The 18274-nt window shown below is 72.7% G+C and carries 14 protein-coding genes; 12 read left to right on the forward strand and 2 right to left on the reverse strand.

All coding sequences use genetic code 11. The features are described from left to right. The first annotated feature begins 61 nt into the window (after positions 1-61). From AC0QU1_RS10395 to AC0QU1_RS10415, 5 genes are all read left to right on the forward strand, one after another. Positions 62-1489: a hypothetical protein gene (locus AC0QU1_RS10395; protein WP_483576306.1), complete on the forward strand. Its 1428-nt coding sequence runs from the start codon at positions 62-64 to the stop codon at positions 1487-1489. 127 nt (positions 1490-1616) lie between these two features. Continuing rightward, positions 1617-3416: an aspartate--tRNA ligase gene (gene aspS / locus AC0QU1_RS10400; RefSeq protein WP_483576307.1), complete on the forward strand. Its 1800-nt coding sequence runs from the start codon at positions 1617-1619 to the stop codon at positions 3414-3416. Positions 3417-3554: 138 nt separating this feature from the next. Then, positions 3555-4232, forward strand: coding sequence for a DUF4190 domain-containing protein (locus AC0QU1_RS10405; protein WP_483576308.1), 678 nt, complete (start codon positions 3555-3557; stop codon positions 4230-4232). Positions 4233-4380: 148 nt separating this feature from the next. Continuing rightward, complete coding sequence (locus AC0QU1_RS10410) at positions 4381-4893, forward strand: DUF4190 domain-containing protein (RefSeq protein WP_483576309.1); 513 nt, start codon at positions 4381-4383, stop codon at positions 4891-4893. A gap of 155 nt (positions 4894-5048) precedes the next feature. Further along, on the forward strand, positions 5049-5627 hold the full coding sequence (locus tag AC0QU1_RS10415; protein WP_483576310.1) for a DUF4190 domain-containing protein: 579 nt from the start codon (positions 5049-5051) through the stop codon (positions 5625-5627). Positions 5628-5683: 56 nt separating this feature from the next. Here the strand turns inward: AC0QU1_RS10415 and AC0QU1_RS10420 are convergent, their stop codons facing one another. Beyond that, positions 5684-7084: an FAD-dependent monooxygenase gene (locus AC0QU1_RS10420; RefSeq protein ID WP_483616500.1), complete on the reverse strand. Its 1401-nt coding sequence runs from the start codon at positions 7082-7084 to the stop codon at positions 5684-5686. Positions 7085-7188: 104 nt separating this feature from the next. Here AC0QU1_RS10420 and AC0QU1_RS10425 point away from each other — a divergent pair, with 104 nt between their 5' ends. From AC0QU1_RS10425 to AC0QU1_RS10445, 5 genes are all read left to right on the forward strand, one after another. Next, positions 7189-7761 carry a TetR/AcrR family transcriptional regulator gene (locus AC0QU1_RS10425; protein WP_483576312.1) on the forward strand — a complete coding sequence of 191 codons (573 nt, stop codon included), beginning with the start codon at positions 7189-7191 and terminating at the stop codon, positions 7759-7761. 212 nt (positions 7762-7973) lie between these two features. Then, the gene (locus AC0QU1_RS10430) at positions 7974-9554 is read left to right on the forward strand and encodes an ABC-F family ATP-binding cassette domain-containing protein (protein ID WP_483576313.1); all 1581 of its coding nucleotides are present in this window, start codon (positions 7974-7976) and stop codon (positions 9552-9554) included. A gap of 81 nt (positions 9555-9635) precedes the next feature. Next, the gene (locus tag AC0QU1_RS10435; protein ID WP_483576314.1) at positions 9636-10643 is read left to right on the forward strand and encodes a chitinase; all 1008 of its coding nucleotides are present in this window, start codon (positions 9636-9638) and stop codon (positions 10641-10643) included. 151 nt (positions 10644-10794) lie between these two features. Further along, positions 10795-12174, forward strand: a complete 1380-nt coding sequence (locus tag AC0QU1_RS10440) for a ricin-type beta-trefoil lectin domain protein (protein ID WP_483576315.1) — start codon at positions 10795-10797, stop codon at positions 12172-12174. 192 nt (positions 12175-12366) lie between these two features. Then, positions 12367-13740, forward strand: a complete 1374-nt coding sequence (locus AC0QU1_RS10445) for an alginate lyase family protein (RefSeq protein ID WP_483576316.1) — start codon at positions 12367-12369, stop codon at positions 13738-13740. A gap of 201 nt (positions 13741-13941) precedes the next feature. Here AC0QU1_RS10445 and AC0QU1_RS10450 read toward each other — a convergent pair whose 3' ends face one another. Further along, on the reverse strand, positions 13942-14367 hold the full coding sequence (locus AC0QU1_RS10450) for a DUF6314 family protein (RefSeq protein WP_483576317.1): 426 nt from the start codon (positions 14365-14367) through the stop codon (positions 13942-13944). A 253-nt stretch (positions 14368-14620) separates the two neighbouring features. On the opposite strand from AC0QU1_RS10450, the gene AC0QU1_RS10455 reads away from it, so the two are divergent. After that, entirely contained in the window at positions 14621-16846 is a 2226-nt protein-coding gene (locus tag AC0QU1_RS10455) for a M3 family metallopeptidase (protein WP_483576318.1), read from the forward strand. 36 nt (positions 16847-16882) lie between these two features. Beyond that, on the forward strand, positions 16883-18235 hold the full coding sequence (locus AC0QU1_RS10460) for a M20/M25/M40 family metallo-hydrolase (protein ID WP_483576319.1): 1353 nt from the start codon (positions 16883-16885) through the stop codon (positions 18233-18235). Positions 18236-18274: the final 39 nt, after the last annotated feature.

Below are 18274 nucleotides of genomic sequence, written 5' to 3' on the forward strand. Positions count from 1 at the left end.
ACCCCGGAGGGGTATTTGTCCCCATTGACACCAGACGTCGCCATCGCGAAATGATGACGAGATGGCAGGCCTTTTCCGACGCCGGGTCGACGACGCGCCGATGGCGGTGGCTCAGCGGCTCGACCGTGCCCGGCCACGCACCGTCATCCTGTCCACCCTCTACGGGACCGGGTGGCAGCCCGTCGAGGGGAACGGCACGCTGCCGCCGAGCGCGAACCTCCGGTTCGGGTACCTGGCGCGCTACTACGACGACGCCGAGCAGCTCCTGCCCTCGGCTACCGTGCGCCACTGGGCCGGCGACGAGGTCGGCTTCACCGACGGCACCGACGACGTCGAGGTGGTCTGGGCCCGGCTCTGGCTGTTCCGCACGGCGTCGGGGCAGTCGGTGCCCGCCCTCAGCCTCGGCCTGAACGCGGCGGGGGCCGACGACCGGGGCCGGGCGAGCGACGACGCCTACCTCATGCTGCTCCGGCAGATCATCGACCTGCTCAACACGTGCCGCGACCTCCAGGTGACGCTCGGCGGCGCGCCGCTCGCCGAGCGGATCGAGCAGCTCGGCCGCGAGACGGGCGTGACCAGCCCCGGCGCCGTCTCCCGCGAGCGCCACCAGCTCGTCGTCGGGCCCGCGCTGCCCGACACGCTGGTGGGTACCGACCGGCGGATCCTGGTCGAACAGCTCGTCTACCGCACGCACCAGCGGTTCCGGGACACGCCGGAGACCTTCGCCTACCCGGAGGAGCTCAACAAGCGGCCGGGCGCCACCGTCGTCGTCGGACCGTACGTGAGCCTGCTGTTCGGCACCGACGACGAGGAGGACAACGCCGCGTTCGTCTCGGCGGCCCAGCTCGTGGCGAGCGCCGCGCGCCTGCGGTACATCCGCGAGGCGGCGCACCGGAACCTGGAGACGTTCCGCGACGCGCAGCGGCACCCGCCGGGCGGGCGGCTCGGCAAGGCGGCCAAGCGGCGGATCCTCGGGCAGGCCGCCGACACGCTCGGTGACCTGGAGCTCGAGCTGAGCTTCTCCGTCGAGGCCGCCGCCGACATCAGCCTGCTGGTCCCGTCGTGGCGCGTGACCGCCTACCACGACGCGCTGTTCGTGCAGATGGGGCTCAAGCGCAAGTTCCGGATCGTGAGCCGGATGCTGCGCCGGCTCGCCCGGTCGATCCAGGCCGAGACGCTGTCGGTGGACGCCCTGGACCGGCACGGCGAGGGCGAGCGGCGGCGGCGCTGGGAGGCCGCGTACTTCTACCTCGCGACCATCCCTCTCGCGGCGGCGCTGGCGCTGGGCTACCTGGGCATGAACGCCAGCCAGGTGGTGTCCGCCGAGTCGATGTGGGCGCCGCGCTACTACGCGATGTACGTGGTGGTGTCCGCCGTGGTGCTCGGCGCGATCCTGGTGCCGGGCGTGGTCGCGCTGTGGCAGCTCGTCAGCCGCTGGGTGGTGAGCCGGCGCGAGCCGGTCGAGCGGGTGACGATGCGTACCCGGTGAGGGGAGGAGGAGCGGCGGCGCACCGACTAGACTCGCCACGGCGTCCGAGGCGCCCACCGCGCCGTCGTCCGGCCCGCCAGGGTGGCCGACGGCGGAAGAACCCCTCCCGTACGAAAGGAACCCCTCCGTGCTCCGCACCCACACGGCCGGCTCACTGCGGGCCGAGCACATCGGTCAGACCGTCACCCTCACGGGCTGGGTCGATCGCCGCCGTGATCACGGGGGAGTGGCGTTCATCGACCTGCGTGACGCGTCCGGCATCGCCCAGGTCGTCATCCGCGACGAGGAGATCGCCCACCCGCTGCGCGCCGAGTTCGTGCTGCAGGTGACGGGCGAGGTCGGCCGCCGCCCCGAGGGCAACGCCAACCCCAACCTCGCCACGGGCGAGATCGAGGTGATCGCCACGGAGGTGGTCACTCTCAACGAGTCGGCGCCGCTGCCGTTCCAGGTGTCCACCGCGCTCGCGGACACCGAGGTGATCGGCGAGGAGGCCCGCCTCAAGCACCGCTACCTCGACCTGCGCCGTCCGGCCCCCGCGCACGCGCTGCGCCTGCGGGCGAAGGCCAACCAGGCCGCGCGCCGCGTGCTGGACGAGCAGGACTTCGTGGAGATCGAGACGCCGACCCTGACCCGGTCCACGCCGGAGGGCGCGCGCGACTTCCTGGTCCCGGCCCGCCTCGCGCCCGGCTCCTGGTACGCGCTGCCGCAGTCGCCGCAGCTCTTCAAGCAGCTCCTCATGGTGGGCGGCATGGAGCGCTATTACCAGATCGCGCGCTGCTACCGCGACGAGGACTTCCGTGCCGACCGCCAGCCGGAGTTCACGCAGCTCGACGTCGAGATGAGCTTCGTGGACCAGGAGGACGTGATCGCGCTGGCGGAGAAGATCCTCGCCGCGCTGTGGGACCTGATCGGCCACCAGATCACGACGCCGATCCCGCGCATGACCTTCCACGAGGCCATGCGCCTGTACGGCACGGACAAGCCGGACCTGCGCTTCGGCAACCCGATCGTCGAGCTCACCGACTACTTCACGGACACGCCGTTCCGCGTGTTCCAGGCGGAGTACGTGGGCGCCGTCGTCATGCAGGGTGGGGCGTCTCAGCCGCGCCGCCAGTTCGACGCGTGGCAGGAGTGGGCCAAGCAGCGCGGCGCGCGCGGCCTCGCGTACGTGACCTTCGCGGAGGACGGCGAGCTGGGCGGCCCCGTGGCCAAGAACCTGTCCGACGGCGAGCGGGCCGGCCTCGCCGCTGCGACCGGCGCGGCGCCCGGCGACGCCGTGTTCTTCGCGGCGGGCAAGACGGCGGAGGCGCGGGCCCTGCTCGGCGCGGCCCGCCTGGAGATCGCGCACCGCACCGGCGTGATCGAGGCAGCGGAGGCCGCGGGCGAGTGGTCGTTCGTGTGGGTCGTGGACGCACCGCTGTTCAAGCCGGCCGGCGAGGACGACGACGTCGACCTCGGCTCGTCCGCCTGGACCGCCGTGCACCATGCCTTCACGTCGCCGACGCCCGAGTGGATCGACACCTTCGAGAAGGAGCCGGGCGAGGCCCTGGCCTACGCGTACGACATCGTCTGCAACGGCAACGAGATCGGCGGCGGCTCGATCCGTATCCACCGCCGCGACGTGCAGGAGCGCGTGTTCGAGGTGATGGGCATCGGGCCGGACGAGGCGCAGGAGAAGTTCGGCTTCCTGCTCGACGCCTTCGCGTTCGGCGCCCCGCCGCACGGCGGCATCGCGTTCGGCTGGGACCGCATCGTGGCGCTGCTGACCAAGTCGGCCTCGATCCGCGACGTCATCGCCTTCCCGAAGTCGGGCGGCGGGTTCGACCCGCTGACCGCCGCCCCGGCGCCGATCACGCCGGAGCAGCGCAAGGAGGCGGGCGTGGACTTCGTGCCGGAGGCCGCACCCGTGGCGGCGCCGACGGCGTGACTCGGCCGGGCGGCCTCGCCGACGCCCGGCCGCCGGCCTGACCCGCGAGTCTCGCGGGCAGGTCGGCGTCAACCCTGGTTAGGTTGGGGAAGGGCGTCGGTCCAGGCGCCCCAGCACCTCGATCTGGAAGGCAGCCTCATGACCGAGAACGAGGGCGGCACGCCGCGCGATCCCCAGCGGGAGACACCGCCCACGCAGCCGTTGCCCGACGACTCGCCGACGCAGCCCGTGCCGGCGGACTCGCCCACGGAGCCCGTGTCGGAGCCGCCGCTCAGCGCCGAGCGGCCGGTCGCGGCGTCCGCCCCGCAGGAGCCGGCCCCCGGGCCGCAGGGCCCGGCCACTCCGCCGGCCGCGCCGCAGGAGCCGGTCGCCGCCGCCCCGCAGGAGCCGACCCCGGCCGCGCCGGCCGGTCCCGACGCGAGCTCGCCGTACGGGCAGCAGGGCGGGCCGGCGGCGTACGGTCCGCCCGCCACGGCCTACGGCCAGCCCGGCGCCCCCGCCCCGCAGTACGGGTACGCGCCCACGCCGCCCAAGAACGACCTGGCCGTCTGGTCGCTGGTCTCGGGCATCCTGAGCTTCGTGATGTGCCCGCTGCTGCTCGGTGTCGCCGCGATCATCACGGGCGTCATGAGCCGCAGGGCCGCCGACGAGGGCCTGGCGAACAACCGCGGGATGGGCACCGCCGGCCTGATCCTGGGCTGGATCAACGTGGCCCTGGTCGCGATCGGCATCGTGTTCTTCATCGTCGCACTGGCGGTCGGGCTGTTCGCGGGCGGGATGGGCGCCTACGACAACATGAACGACATGCGCTACTGACGCTCCGCACGCACGAACCGGGCGCTCCCGCCCGCGGACCGGGTAGGTCTCCCCATGCGTTTTCCGTGCCGTATGGGGCGTCCTACCTGTAGGTTTAGCTCCTCCGTGCCGGACCAGCCCGGCCTGACGCAAGCAGAGAGGCAGCACGATGACCCAGCCTGACGGCGGCCAGTCGCCGTACGACCCGCCGCAGCAGCCCGGGCAGGGCCAGCCGGTACCGCCGCAGGGCGCGACCCCCGGACAGCCGAGCCCGTACCAGCAGACGCCCTACCCGCAGCAGCCGGCGCCGTACCAGCAGCAGGACCCGGCGTACGCGCAGGGCGGGCAGCCCTACGCCTACGGCGCTGCTCCGCTGCCGAAGAACAGCCTCGGCGTCTGGTCCCTCGTGCTGGGCATCCTGTCCGTGCTGGGCTGCGGCCTGCTCACGGGCATCGCCGCGATCATCACCGGCCACAAGAGCCGCAGGGCGCAGGAGGAGGGCCAGGCCGACAACGGCGGCATGGGCCTGGCGGGCATCATCACCGGCTGGGTCGGCATCGCGTGGACCACCATCTACGTCGCCTTCATCATCGTGGTCGCCGCGGTGACCGTGAACGACCCGTCGTTCCAGGACGGCTTCGAGTACGAGTTCGAGACCGGCAGCTACTCGCAGGACTTCTGAGTCCGCCCCACGGTCCCGCCGGCCGGCCCGCCGCGCACCGCACGAGATGCCTTCATCTCGTGCGGTGCGCGGCGGGCCGAGCTGTCGGCGGAACGGGCCGACCTCGTAGGTGATGCCCGCGCCGCCCGGCGCGGCCGAGCACGGAAGGCAGCACGATGACCCAGTCCGACGGGTGGCAGTCCCCGTACGAACCGCGGCAGCAGCCGAACAACCCGGCGCAGGGGCAGCAGCCCGCGCCCTACCAGCAGCCCGCGCCGTACCAGCCGGCACCGGGCCAGCAGCCGGTGCCAGGTCAGCAGCCGGCGCCGAGCCCGTACGGCCCCAGCCCCTACGAGCCGGGCCAGTACCAGCAGGCGCCTGCCGAGTATCAGGCCGGCCAGTACCAGGCCCCGCAGTACCAGTACGGAGCGCCCTACGGCTACCCGGCCCCGCCCGAGAAGAACGGGCTCGGGGTCTGGTCGCTCGTGCTGGGCATCGCCGGCGTCGTCCTGCTGTTCAGCTGCGGCGTCGGCGTCCTCGCCGCCATCCCGGCGGTCATCACCGGCCACCTGAGCCGCAAGGCGCAGCGGGAGGGCCTGGCCGACAACGGCGGCCTCGGCCTGGCGGGCATCATCACGGGCTGGGTGACGATCGGCCTGACGATCCTCGCGATCGTCGGGCTGGCCGCGCTGTTCAGCATCCCGGAGTTCCGGGAGGGCTTCTTCAGCGGGACCAGCTCCGACTACTCCTACTGAGCCGGGCGCTTCCCAGGGAGTCCGGCGCCTCCCACTGAGTCCGGCGCCGGGGCGCGTCAGCCCTCGGCGCCGGCCACGTAGCCGTCGGGGCGGACCAGCAAGGTGGTCGTGCCGCCGTCGGTCCGGCGCACCTGGACGCGCTCGGCCGGGTCCACCTCGCCGGGCGCCCGCCCGAGGTCCGCCGTCGGCGCGCCGGCGGGGGCGACCAGCACGAACCGGCCCGCGCGGAGCGCCTCGGCGAGGCGCGACCCGCCCTCCAGCGGCAGGTCGGGCGCGCGGGTCCCGACCAGCGCGTGCGCCCCGCCCGGACGCGGGTAGGCGACGCCGAGCGCCGAGATGGTCAGTGCCGCCCGGCGTCGGATGGGGCGCACCCGCGACACGATGCCGATGACGGTGCGGCGCAGGAGCGCCGCGAGCGGCCCGGGGAGGGTCGCGACCCTCAGGATGCCCCCGCTGACCTGCAGCACCTGCTTGCCCACGGGGTGCCGCTCGGCCTCGTAGCTGTCGAGCACGGCGGCGCCCTCGGCGTCGGGCAGCCGGAGCGCGGCGGCGAGCTTCCAGCCGAGGTTCGCGGCGTCCTGCATACCCGTGTTCATGCCGAGCCCGCCCGCCGGGCTGTGCACGTGCGCGGCGTCGCCGGCGAGGAGGACCCGGCCCGCGCGGTAGGTGGGGGCCTGCCGCTCGTCCGCGTGGAAGCGGGACAGGAAGCGCGGCTCGGTCATGCCGTAGTCGTCGCGCAGCGTGGCGCGCGCGATCGAGCGCACCTCGTCGAGGTCCACGGGCTCGTCCTCGCTCACGTCGCGGTTGCCGTGCCAGCCGATGAACCGGTACCAGCCGTCGCCGAACGGGGCGATGAAGCCGAGCGAGTCGTTCGCCGCCGCGACCGTGAGGACGTCGGCGGGCTTGCGCCCCAGCCGGACGTCGGCCAGCACCATCGAGCGGATGACGGCGCGGCCCGGGAACGGGATCCCGACCAGGCCGCGCACCGTCGACCGGGCGCCGTCGGTGCCGACCACGTACTGCGCCCGCAGGGTCGAGCCGTCGGCGGTGGTGACCGTGACCGCCTCGTCGTCCTGGACCAGCGCGGAGACCTCGGCGTCGTGCCGGAAGACGGCGCCCGCCTGCTCGGCGCGGCGGCGCAGCAGCCGCTCCACCTCGTACTGGGGCGCGATGAGCACGTACCGGAACCGGGACGGCAGCTCGGCCAGGTTGATGGTGAGTCGCTGGAAGAGCTGGACGCTCGGGACCCGCTGGCTCGTGGTGAGCAGCTCGTCCGCCAGGCCCCGCGCGTCGAGCGTCTCCAGGCTGCGGGCGTGCACGGCGAACGCGCGGGTCAGGTTGCTCAGGCCGGCGGGCCGCTTCTCCAGCACGGTGACCCGCGCCCCGGCCGTCGCGAGGTCCCCGGCGAGCAGGAGCCCGGTCGGTCCGGCCCCGACGACTACGACGTCCACGTCCATGATGTCCTCCGATGCTAGGTCAACGGCTGTTTGCCAACGCTTGTTGACCAAACTAGCGGACCTCCCCGGCAGTGGTCAACGGGCGTTGGCATACAGTTGTTGGCATGACAGACCAGCACACTCCGCGCCGGCGCTCCGACGCGACCCGCGCCGTGATCCTCGAGGCGGCCCGTGCGCGCTTCGCCGCCGACGGCTACGACCGCGCCACGGTGCGCGCCATCGCGCAGGACGCCGGGATCGACCCGTCGATGGTCATGCGCTACTACGGCTCCAAGGAGCGCCTGTTCGCGACGGTGATCGACGTCGATCTCGACTTCCCCGACCTCACCGGGATCGACCCGGACACCCTCGGCGTCGTCCTGGTGACGCACTTCCTCGACCTGTGGGAGCGCGACAGCGTGCTGCGGACCCTGCTGCGCGTGGGGGTCACCAACGCCTCCGGCTCCGACCGGCTCCGGCAGGTGTTCCGCACCCAGCTCGTGCCGGCGGCCAAGGTGTTCGTACCGGACCCGGCCGACGCCGAGCGGCGCGCCTCGCTCGTGGCCTCGCAGGTGCTCGGCATGGCGCTGGTCCGGTACGTGCTGGGCTTCGGGCCGGCCGCCGCCATGTCCCACGAGGAGGTGGTCGCCTGGCTCGCGCCCACCGTGCAGCGGTACATCACGGCCCAGGTGCCGTGATTCACGTTGCGCCCCGGCGTGGGCCCGTGTCAGGCTGTGACCGCTCCTGCGGGTGTGCCGCGTGTGTGAGGGAGCGACCCGAAGGACTGTGATGACAGGCATCTCCCGGTACGAGAACACCTCGCGCTGACGCCTGCCCCCTTCGTGGTACCCGGGCGTCGGCACCAAGCCACCACCCGGGAGTCCTTTCTGTGTTGTCCAACCCTTCCGTCGTGCTGCACGACGTCACCTTCGCCTGGCCCGACGGCGCCGTCGCGCTCGACCACGTCTCGGGCGCCTTCGGCCGCGGGCGCACCGGCCTGACCGGCCTCAACGGCGCCGGCAAGTCCACCCTGCTGCGGCTCGTCGCCGGCCTGCTCACGCCGACGTCGGGCCGCGTGACGGTGAGCGGCACCGCCGACTACCTGCCCCAGCGGATCACCCTTGACACCCAGGCGACGGTCGCCGACCTGCTCGGGATCACGCCCGTCGTCCGCGCGCTGCGCGCCATCGAGTCGGGCGACGTCGACGCGGCGCACTTCGACGTCGTCGGCGACGACTGGGACGTCGAGGAGCGGGCCGTCGCCCTGCTGTCGGCGACCGGGCTGCCCACGGGGCTCGACCGCTCGGTCGCCACCCTGTCCGGCGGCGAGGTCATGCTGACCGCGATCACCGGGGTACGGCTGCGGCAGTCGAACGGGAGCGCCGCGGTCGCGCTGCTCGACGAGCCGACCAACAACCTGGACGGCGCGGCCCGCGAGCGCCTCTACGAGCTGGTGCGGGGCTGGCGGGGCGCGCTCGTCGTCGTCTCGCACGACCTGGCGCTGCTGGAGCTGATGGACGACACGGCGGAGCTGCGCGCCGGGTCGCTGACGACGTTCGGCGGCCCGTACTCGCAGTACCGGGCGTGGCTCGAAGTGCAGCAGGAGGCCGCGGCGCAGGCGCTGCGCTCGGCGGAGCAGACGCTGCGCCGCGAGAAGCGGCAGCGGATCGAGGCGGAGGAGCGGATAGCGCACAGCGAGCGGCAGGGGCGCAAGGACGCGGCGAACAAGAAGTACGTCAAGGCCGTGATCAACGACCGCCGCAACAGCGCGGAGAAGACGGCCGGTGCCCGGCGCGGGATGCTGGACGACAAGGTCGATGCCGCCCGCGCGGCCGTGGACCGCGCGGAGCGTGCCGTGCGTGACGACGACCGGATCTCCGTGGACCTGCCCGACCCGGGCGTGCCGGCGGGGCGGCGGCTGGCGGTGCTCCGCGGCGCGGACGGCCGCGAGATCGTGCTCCAGGGGCCGGAGCGGATCGCCCTGACGGGGCCGAACGGCGTCGGCAAGACGACGCTGCTGGAGCGGCTGCTGGCGGGTGCGCCGGGGACGCCGTCGGGCGAGCTGCTCACCGACCGGGTGGGGTACCTGCCGCAGCGGGTGGACGTGCTCCCGGACGCGTCGCCGGTGCTGGATGCCGTGCGGGAGGGTGCGCCGCACGTGCCGCCGGGGGAACTGCGCAACCGGCTGGCGCGGTTCCTGGTGCGGGGTGCGGCGGTGGACCGGCCGGTCGCGACGCTGTCGGGCGGCGAGCGGTTCCGGGTGGCGCTGGCCCGGCTGCTCCTGGCCGACCCGCCGGCGCAGCTCCTGGTGCTGGACGAGCCGACCAACAACCTGGACATCGCGAGCACGGACCAGCTCGTGGACGCGCTGTCGGCGTACCGGGGCGCGCTGCTGGTGGTGAGCCACGACGCGGTGTTCCTGGACCGGCTGGGCCTGGACGCCGAGATTCGCCTCGACGCGGCCGGGAACCTGACCGAGGAGCGGCGGTAGCACATACGGGATAACCCTGATGCGCCAAATTTCACCCGGGTTGTACGGTCTCTTTACTTATCCGACCGACATCTTCGGGAGATGACGATGAAGACGAACCCGAGGCGCCTCGCCCTCCTCAGTGCCGTGACCGCGACGGTCCTTGCTGCTGGTGGCATGGCCGGTGCCGTGGCCATGGAGGTCGCGGGCCCGAGGGTCGACACGCAGGCCGAGGCGGCGAAGATGCCCGGCGCGCCCTACCTGTACCTGGGCTGGGGCGACCCACAGAACGCCACCTCCGTGATGAGTGAGACCGGCGTGCGGGCGTTCACCATGGCGTTCATGCTGTCGTCCGGCGGCTGCACGCCCGCGTGGGACGGGCAGCGTCCGCTGGCCGGTGGTGTGGACCAGCAGACGATCGACGCCATCAAGGGCGCGGGCGGCCAGGTGCAGATCTCGTTCGGCGGCTGGTCGGGCAACAAGCTGGGCCCGAACTGCTCCAGCCCCGAGGCGTTCGCCGGTGCCGTGCAGCAGGTCATCGACGCGCACGGGCCCGACGTCGTGGACTTCGACATCGAGAACACCGACGAGCTGGAGGACTACGCCGTCCAGGACCGGATCCTGCAGGGCATCGCCATCGTCAAGCAGAACAACCCGGACGTGCAGGCCGTGGTGACCATCCCGACGTCGATCAGCGGTCCGGCGGGCGCCGGGGCGCGCCTCATCACGCGCGCCGCCGAGCTGGGCGTGCCGATCGACAACTACACGATCATGACGTTCGACTTCGGCGGCTCCGACATGGTGGCGGACACCATCAGCGCGGCCCAGGGCCTGCGGGACCAGCTCAAGGCGGCGCACGGCTGGTCCGACGCCGAGGCGTACGCACACTCCGGCATCTCGGGCATGAACGGGCTCTCCGACGTCGGCGAGACCACCACGCCCGCCCAGTGGACCGAGATCCGCGACTGGGCCAGCGCGCAGGGCCTGACCCGGTTCGCGTACTGGTCGGTCAACCGCGACCGGGGCTGCCCCGGCGGCGGGGTGACCTCGAACTGCAGCGGCATCGCGCAGGACGACCTCGAGTTCACGCGGATCACCGCGGGGTTCTGACCGGGTTAAAACCGACAGCGCCGCACCGGGACCTCGGGCCGCCACGGTGGCCCGAGGCTCTCGCGCGTACGGGAAAACCCCAGTGTCGGCGGCGGTTCGCCCGGCTGTAAGGTCTCCTCACTTAATGGCTTGACCCTCGAGGAGGACGACCATGCAAGCACGTCGATGGCGCCGTGTGATCGGCGGCCTCACCGCTGCGGCGACTGCTCTGCTCACCGTGTTCGCACTGGGTGTCGGCGCGTCCTCCGCGCAGGCGGCCACGGGCGCGATCACGGGATACGCCGGCAAGTGCGTCGACGTCGACGGCGCGAACAGCGCCGACGGCACCCAGGTCCAGCTCTACACCTGCAACGGCACGGCCGCGCAGAGCTGGGACGTCCGCTCCGACGGGACGATCCGCGCGCTCGGCAAGTGTCTCGACGTCGCCTGGGCCAACCCGGCCAACGGCACCAAGGTGCAGATCGTGTCCTGCAACGGCAACGCCGCACAGCAGTGGACGCACCACGCGGACGGCACGCTACGGGCGCTGGGCAAGTGCCTCGACGTGTCCGGCTGGAACAGCGCCGACCGCACCCCGCTGATCATCTGGGACTGCCACGGCGGCGCGAACCAGGTGTGGAACCTGCCGACGGGCGGCGGCAACCCCGACCCGAACCCGGCGAAGATGCCGGGCGCGCCCTACCTGTACCTCGGCTGGGGCAACCCGCAGAACCCGGTCGACGTCATGAACCAGACCGGTATCCGGGCCTTCACCATGGCGTTCATGCTGTCCTCCGGCGGCTGCAACCCCGCATGGGACGGCAGCCGTCCGCTGACCGGCGGTGTGGACCAGCAGACGATCAACGCCATCAAGGCCGCCGGCGGCCAGGTGCAGATCTCGTTCGGTGGCTGGTCGGGCAACAAGCTGGGCCCGAACTGCGCGACGCCGGAGGCGTACGCGGGGGCCGTGCAGCAGGTGATCAACGCCCACCAGCCGCACGTCGTGGACTTCGACATCGAGAACTCCGACGAGTTCGAGAACGAGGTGGTCCAGGACCGCATCCTCCGGGGCCTGGCCATCGTCAAGCGGAACAACCCCAACGTGAAGGTCGTGGTCACCTTCGGCACCGGGCAGAGCGGACCGAACTGGTGGGGCACGCGCCTGATCAACCGGGCCGCCGAGCTGGGGGTGCCCATCGACAACTACACGATCATGACCTTCGACTTCGAGTCGTCGAACATCGCGCAGTCCACGATCAGCGCCGCAGAGGGCCTGAAGAACCAGCTCAAGACCGCGCGCGGCTGGACGGACGCCCAGGCGTACGCCCACATGGGCATCTCCGGCATGAACGGGCTGTCCGACCAGAGCGAGCTCACCAGCCCGGCGGCCTGGACGCAGATCCGCGACTACGCCCGCAACAACGGGCTGACGCGCCTGGCGTTCTGGTCGGTCAACCGCGACCGGGGCTGCCCCGGCGGGGGTGTGGTCTCCAACTGCAGCGGCATCGCGCAGGGCGACCTGGAGTTCACGCGGATCACGGCCGGCTTCTGAGCCGACCCCGCCGTCGGCCCTGCCCGGCAAACGCTGCGGCCTCGTGCCCGCCGTCGTCCCCGTGCCTACCGGGCAGGGGCCGACGGCGGCCGCGAGGCCGCGGTCGCTGTACGGGGAACCCCCGATGTTGCGGGCGTCGAAGAAGCCGTACGGTCGCCCTACTTACAACCCTGAAAGTTTTCTGGAGGGACCATGCGAGCACGTCTACGGCGCCGTGCCTTCGGCGGCCTCACAGCTCTGGCCATCGGCATCGGCACAGTTCTCGCGTTCGGGGGCGGCGTGCTGCCGGCCCAGGCGGGGACGGCGACGTCGGCGCCCGGGGCGCGTGCCGCGCAAGGGGCGCTCGCCGTGCCCGACGGCGCCGGGGGTGGCGGTGCCGGCGGCGCTGCCGAACCTGCGGGGGCGGCTGACGGCGGGCCTGCTGCGGCGTCCGCTGCCGAAGCCGATGCCGTGCCCGCCGACGTGCCCACGACGTTCACCCACCCGGGTGTGCACGTCAGCGCGCCGCAGCTCGACTTCATCCGGCAGCAAGTGCAGGCAGGGGCCCAGCCCTGGCGCGGCGCCTACGACGCGATGATGGGCAGCCGGTACGCGTCGCTGTCGTACACGCCGCACCCGCGGGCCGTGGTCGAGTGCGGGTCGTACTCCAACCCGAACTACGGGTGCACCGACGAGCGGGAGGACGCGATCGCCGCCTACACGCACGCGCTGGCCTGGTCGGTGACCCGGGACGCGCGGTACGCGCAGAAAGCGATCTCGATCATGAACGCGTGGTCGCCCGTGATCCGGGACCACACCAACTCGAACGCGCCGCTGCAGACGGCGTGGGCCGGGTCGGTGTGGCCGCGGGCCGCCGAGATCATCCGGTACACGGGCGCGGGATGGGCGGCGGCCGACGTCGACCGGTTCGAGACGATGCTGCGCAACGTCTACCTGCCGGAGGTGATCAACGGGTCGAACAGCAACGGCAACTGGGAGCTGTCGATGATGGAGGCCGCCGTCGGCATCGCCGTGTTCCTCGACGACCGGAACGCCTACGCCTCGGCTCGCCAGCGGTTCCTGGTGCGGGTGCCGGCGTTCATCTACCTGACGTCGGACGGGTCGGTGCCGCGTACGGTCCCGGGCTCGGGCCGGGACACCCCGGACGAGATCTTCGCCTACTGGCACAACCAGCGCACGCTGGTCAACGGCGTGTCGCAGGAGACGTGCCGGGACTTCACGCACACCGGCTACGGCATCTCGGCGATCTCGCACGTGGCCGAGACCGCCGCCATCCAGGGTGACGACCTGTACCCGCAGGTGGGGGAGCGGCTGCGGCACGCGCTCGGGTTCCACTCCACCTACCAGCGCGGCGCGGCGGTACCGTCATGGCTCTGCGGCGGGTCGGTGCACCTGGGCCTCGGTCCGGTCACGGAGGTCGGGTTCAACGCCCTGCACAACCGGCAGGGCTTCGCGATGACCAATACCCAGGCCCTGACGGAGTCGACCCGGCCCGCAGGCACCAACAACCTGTTCGTCGCGTGGGAGACGTTGACCCACGCGGAGAACCCGCACGTGATCCCCTGACGGGCGGGTTCGGGGCCGACCGGCAGCCCACACCGGGCTGCCGGCCGGCAAATTCTTGGCGGGGTCGGCAGTTCTTGGCGGGTTCGGCAGTTCGCACGGTGAGGTCGGCAGTTGGCATCGAGATCGGCACAGGCCTGGACCGATCTCGATGCCAACTGCCGACCCCAATCCCTGCCCCCACCTCGCTGGGGCGTGGTTGCCTCAGTGGTGGTTGGAGGGTTGGGAGTACCGGGTGTGCATCGTGTAGTCCTTCTCCGGGCCCGTGACGCGCCAGTCCAGCTCCCACGACGGCGTGGGGGCGCCCGGGACGTCGATCCCGCCCCGGTAGAGGTCGCGGCCGCAGAGGTGCTCGACCGGCCCCGCGGTCCAGGGGTGGAAGTCCCGGCCGTCCTCGAAGGTCACGCGCCACCTGGGCCCGTCCCCCTCGCTGAACCGGACCAGGAACAGCGTGCGCGATACCGGCGTGCTCCCCGAGGCCCAGACCAGCGTGCCGTGCTCGGCCCAGCGCACCCGGCCGCCGTCGACCACGGTGAACTCGGCCTGGCCCTGCGCGGTGTACTCACTGCCGTCGCTGTGCCGGACCTGGCGCTGGAAATCCCAGGTACCGACGAGCCGGAGAGGATCCACAGCTCGACCATAGCCGCCGCGGCCGCCGCGGCGAGATCGGCAGCTCGCGCCGAGCTCGGCAGTTCGCACCGTCAGATCGGCAGTTGGCATCGAGATCGGCACAGGCCTGGACCGATCTCGATGCAGACGGCCGACCTCACTGGAGACGCCGTGCCAGTTACGCCAGGGGCGGCGGGCCGGCCTCGCCGGGCGGCTCCCGGTGGCGGCTCAAAAGGCGCTCGCCGCGGGCAGTCCATGCGCGAGGATGTTCCCCATGACCTCGACCCATGAGACCGCCCGGCCCGCGGAGCTGGACCCGGCCAACCCCTTCGCCGGCCCGTCCACGCTGCCCTACGAGCTGCCCGACTACACAGCGATCCGCGAGGAGCACTACGAGCCCGCGATCGTCGCGGGGATGGCGGCGCACCGCGCGGAGGTCGAGGCGATCGCCACCGATCCGGAGCCCGCGACCGTCGAGAACACGCTGGAGGCGCTGGAGCGCGCGGGCCGGCTCCTGGGCCGGGCCGCCGCAGCGTTCTACAACCAGCTCTCCGCCGACTCGACGCCGGGCCTGGAGGACGTCCAGGAGCGCATCGCTCCGCTGCTCGCCGCCCACCAGGACGCGATCCTCATGGACCAGCGCCTCTACCGGCGCGTGCAGTCCCTGGCCGACGCCGTGGCGGCGGGCACGCTCGCCGTCGAACCGGATACCGCGTACCTGCTGGAGCGGCTCATGACACGGTTCAAGCGGTCGGGCATCGCGCTGCCCGAGGCCGACCAGGCCACGCTGCGCGACCTCAACACCCGGATCACGTCGCTGGAGGCGAGCTTCGGGCGCAAGCTCCTGGCCGGCGCCAACGAGGCGAGCGTGCTCGTGACCGACGAGGCCGAGCTCGCCGGGCTCTCCGCCGACGCCAAGGCCGGCGCCCGGGCCGCCGCGCAGGCCCGCGGCCAGGAGGGCTGGCTGCTGGAGATGCAGCTCTTCACGCACCAGAACGTGCTCGCGTCCCTGGCGGACCCGGCCACGCGCGAGCGGGTGCAGCAAGCCTCCGTGACGCGCGGCGCCACGGGCGGCGAGACCGACACGCGCGAGGTGCTCCTTGAGCTCGCGCGGCTGCGGGCCGAGCACGCGCGACTGCTCGGCTACGAGCACCACGCCGCGTACATCGCGGCGGACGCGACGGCCGGCACCACGGCCGCCGTCGACCAGATGCTCGGGCGGCTCGCGCCCGCCGCCGTCGCCAACGCGCGGCGGGAGGCGGGCGAGCTCGCGAAGGTGAGCGGCGCGCACCGGGATCCCCGCGAAGACCCGCAGCACAGCGAGGACGCCTCGCGGGGTGAGTCGGCGGGCGGCTGTGACGCGGCGGGCGGCCGTGTGTCGGCAGTCGGCAGCAACGCGGCAGTCGGCAGTGACGCGGCGGACGGCGTGGCCGCCGCCGACTGGTCCTACCTCAGCGAGGCGGTGCGCAAGGAGCGGTTCAACCTCGACGACGCCGCCCTGCGCCCCTACCTGGAGCTCGAGCGCGTGGTGCACGACGGCGTGTTCAAGGCGGCCGGGCTGCTCTTCGGGCTCTCCTTCGTCGAGCGCCCCGACCTCACGGGCTACCACCCGGACGTGCGGGTCTTCGAGGTGTTCGACGCGCCCGAGCCCGGCGAGCCGAACACGGGCCTCGGCCTGTTCCTCGCCGACTGGTACACCCGCGAGTCCAAGCGCGGCGGGGCCTGGATGGACAGCCTCGTGCACCAGAACCACCTGCTCGGCCAGCGGCCCGTGGTGGTGAACAACCTCAATATCGTCAAGCCGCCGTCGGGTGAGCCGACGCTGCTCGTGTGGGACGAGGTGACCACCCTGTTCCACGAGTTCGGGCACGCGCTGCACGGCCTGCTCAGCGACGTGCGCTACCCGTCGCAGTCGGGCACCTCGGTGCCGCGCGACTTCGTGGAGTACCCGTCGCAGGTCAACGAGATGTGGTCCTGGGAGCCGCAGATCCTGACGTCGTTCGCCGTGCACCACGCCACGGGCGAGCCGATGCCGTCCGAGTGGGTGGACACCATGCTCGCCTCCCGGACCTGGGGCGAGGGCTTCGCCACCACGGAGTACCTGGCCGCGGCGCTGCTCGACCAGGCGTGGCACCAGCTCACGCCCGAGCAGGTGCCGACGTCGGTCGAGGACGTGCTGCCCTTCGAGGCCGCGGCGCTCGCGGCGGCCGGCGTCGACTTCGAGCCCGTGCCGCCGCGGTACCGCAGCACCTACTTCAACCACATCTTCGGCGGCGGGTACTCGGCCGGATACTACTCGTACATCTGGTCGGAGGTGCTCGACGCCGACACCGTCGAGTGGTACGCCGAGCACGGCGGGCTGACCCGCCAGAACGGCGAGGCGTTCCGCCGCAAGCTGCTCGCGCGCGGCGGGTCGCGGGACCCGCTGGCGTCGTTCGAGGACCTGCGGGGGCGGACGGCGGACATCGCGCCGCTGCTGAAGCGGCGCGGGCTCGCCTGACCCGGGCCCGCCACCCCAGCGGGTACGGTGGCGGGCGTGACTTCGACTGCACCAGGCCCCGCGCACGCCGTCCCCACCGCCGCCGACGAGGTGGTCCGGATCTGCCGGGAGCTGATCCGGTTCGACACGTCGAACTACGGCGACAACGAGGGTCCGGGGGAGCGGGCCGCCGCCGAGTACGTCATGGAGCTGCTGCACGAGGTCGGGCTGGAGCCGGAGCTGTTCGAGTCCAGCCCGGGGCGCGCCTCCGTCGTCGTCCGCCTGGAAGGGCAGGACCCGACGCGGCCCGCCCTCGTGCTGCACGGGCACCTCGACGTGGTGCCGGCGGCCAAGGACGACTGGAGCGTGGACCCGTTCGCCGCCGAGCTGACGGAGGCGGAGTCCGGGAGCCTGATCTGGGGCCGCGGCGCCGTCGACATGAAGGACATGGACGCCATGATCCTGGCCGTCGTGCGGCAGATGGTGCGCGAGGGCCGCAGGCCGGCGCGTGACGTCGTGGTCGCGTTCTTCGCCGACGAGGAGGCGGGCGGCGTCTACGGCGCGCGGTGGGCCGTGGACCACCGGCCCGAGCTGTTCGAGGGGGCCACCGAGGCGATCTCCGAGGTGGGCGGCTACTCGGTCGAGGTGGGCGGCCAGCGCGCCTACCTGCTGCAGACGGCGGAGAAGGGCCTGGCCTGGCTGCGCCTGGTCGCCGACGGCCGGGCCGGGCACGGCTCGCAGGTCAACGAGGAGAATGCCGTGACGGAGCTCGCCGCCGCCGTCGCGCGGATTGGTCGGCACGCCTGGCCGTACACGGTCACGCCGACGGTGGACGCGCTGCTGCGCGGCGTGAGCGACCTGACCGGTCTGCCCGTGGACTACGAGGACCCGGCGACGATCGACGCGCTGGTCGCCGCGCTCGGCCCCGTGGCAAAGTTCGTGGGCGCCACGGTGCGCAACACGTCCAACCCCACCCAGCTCGCCTCCGGGTACAAGGCGAACGTGATCCCCGGGCGCGCCGAGGCGACCGTGGACGTGCGGCTCCTGCCGGGCCACGAGGAGGACGGGATGGCGACGCTGCGCGAGCTGGCCGGGCCGCACGTGCGGATCGAGCCCATCCACGTGGACACGGCCCTTGAGGTGCCGTTCGGCGGGTCCCTGGTGGACGCGATGGTCGCCGCCATCGACGCCGAGGACCCGGGCGCGAAGGTGCTGCCCTACACGCTGTCGGGCGGCACGGACAACAAGTCGCTGCACCGGCTCGGGATCACCGGGTACGGCTTCGCGCCGCTGCAGCTCACGAACGACCTCGACTTCGCGGGCATGTTCCACGGCGTGGACGAGCGCGTGCCCACCGAGGCCCTCAAGTTCGGCACACGCGTGCTGGACCGCCTGCTGGCGACCTGCTGAGGGGGCGCCCTACGGGTGCAGGGCTCGGGTCACCCGGGC

It is taken from the genome of Promicromonospora noduliphila (genome assembly GCF_056951025.1).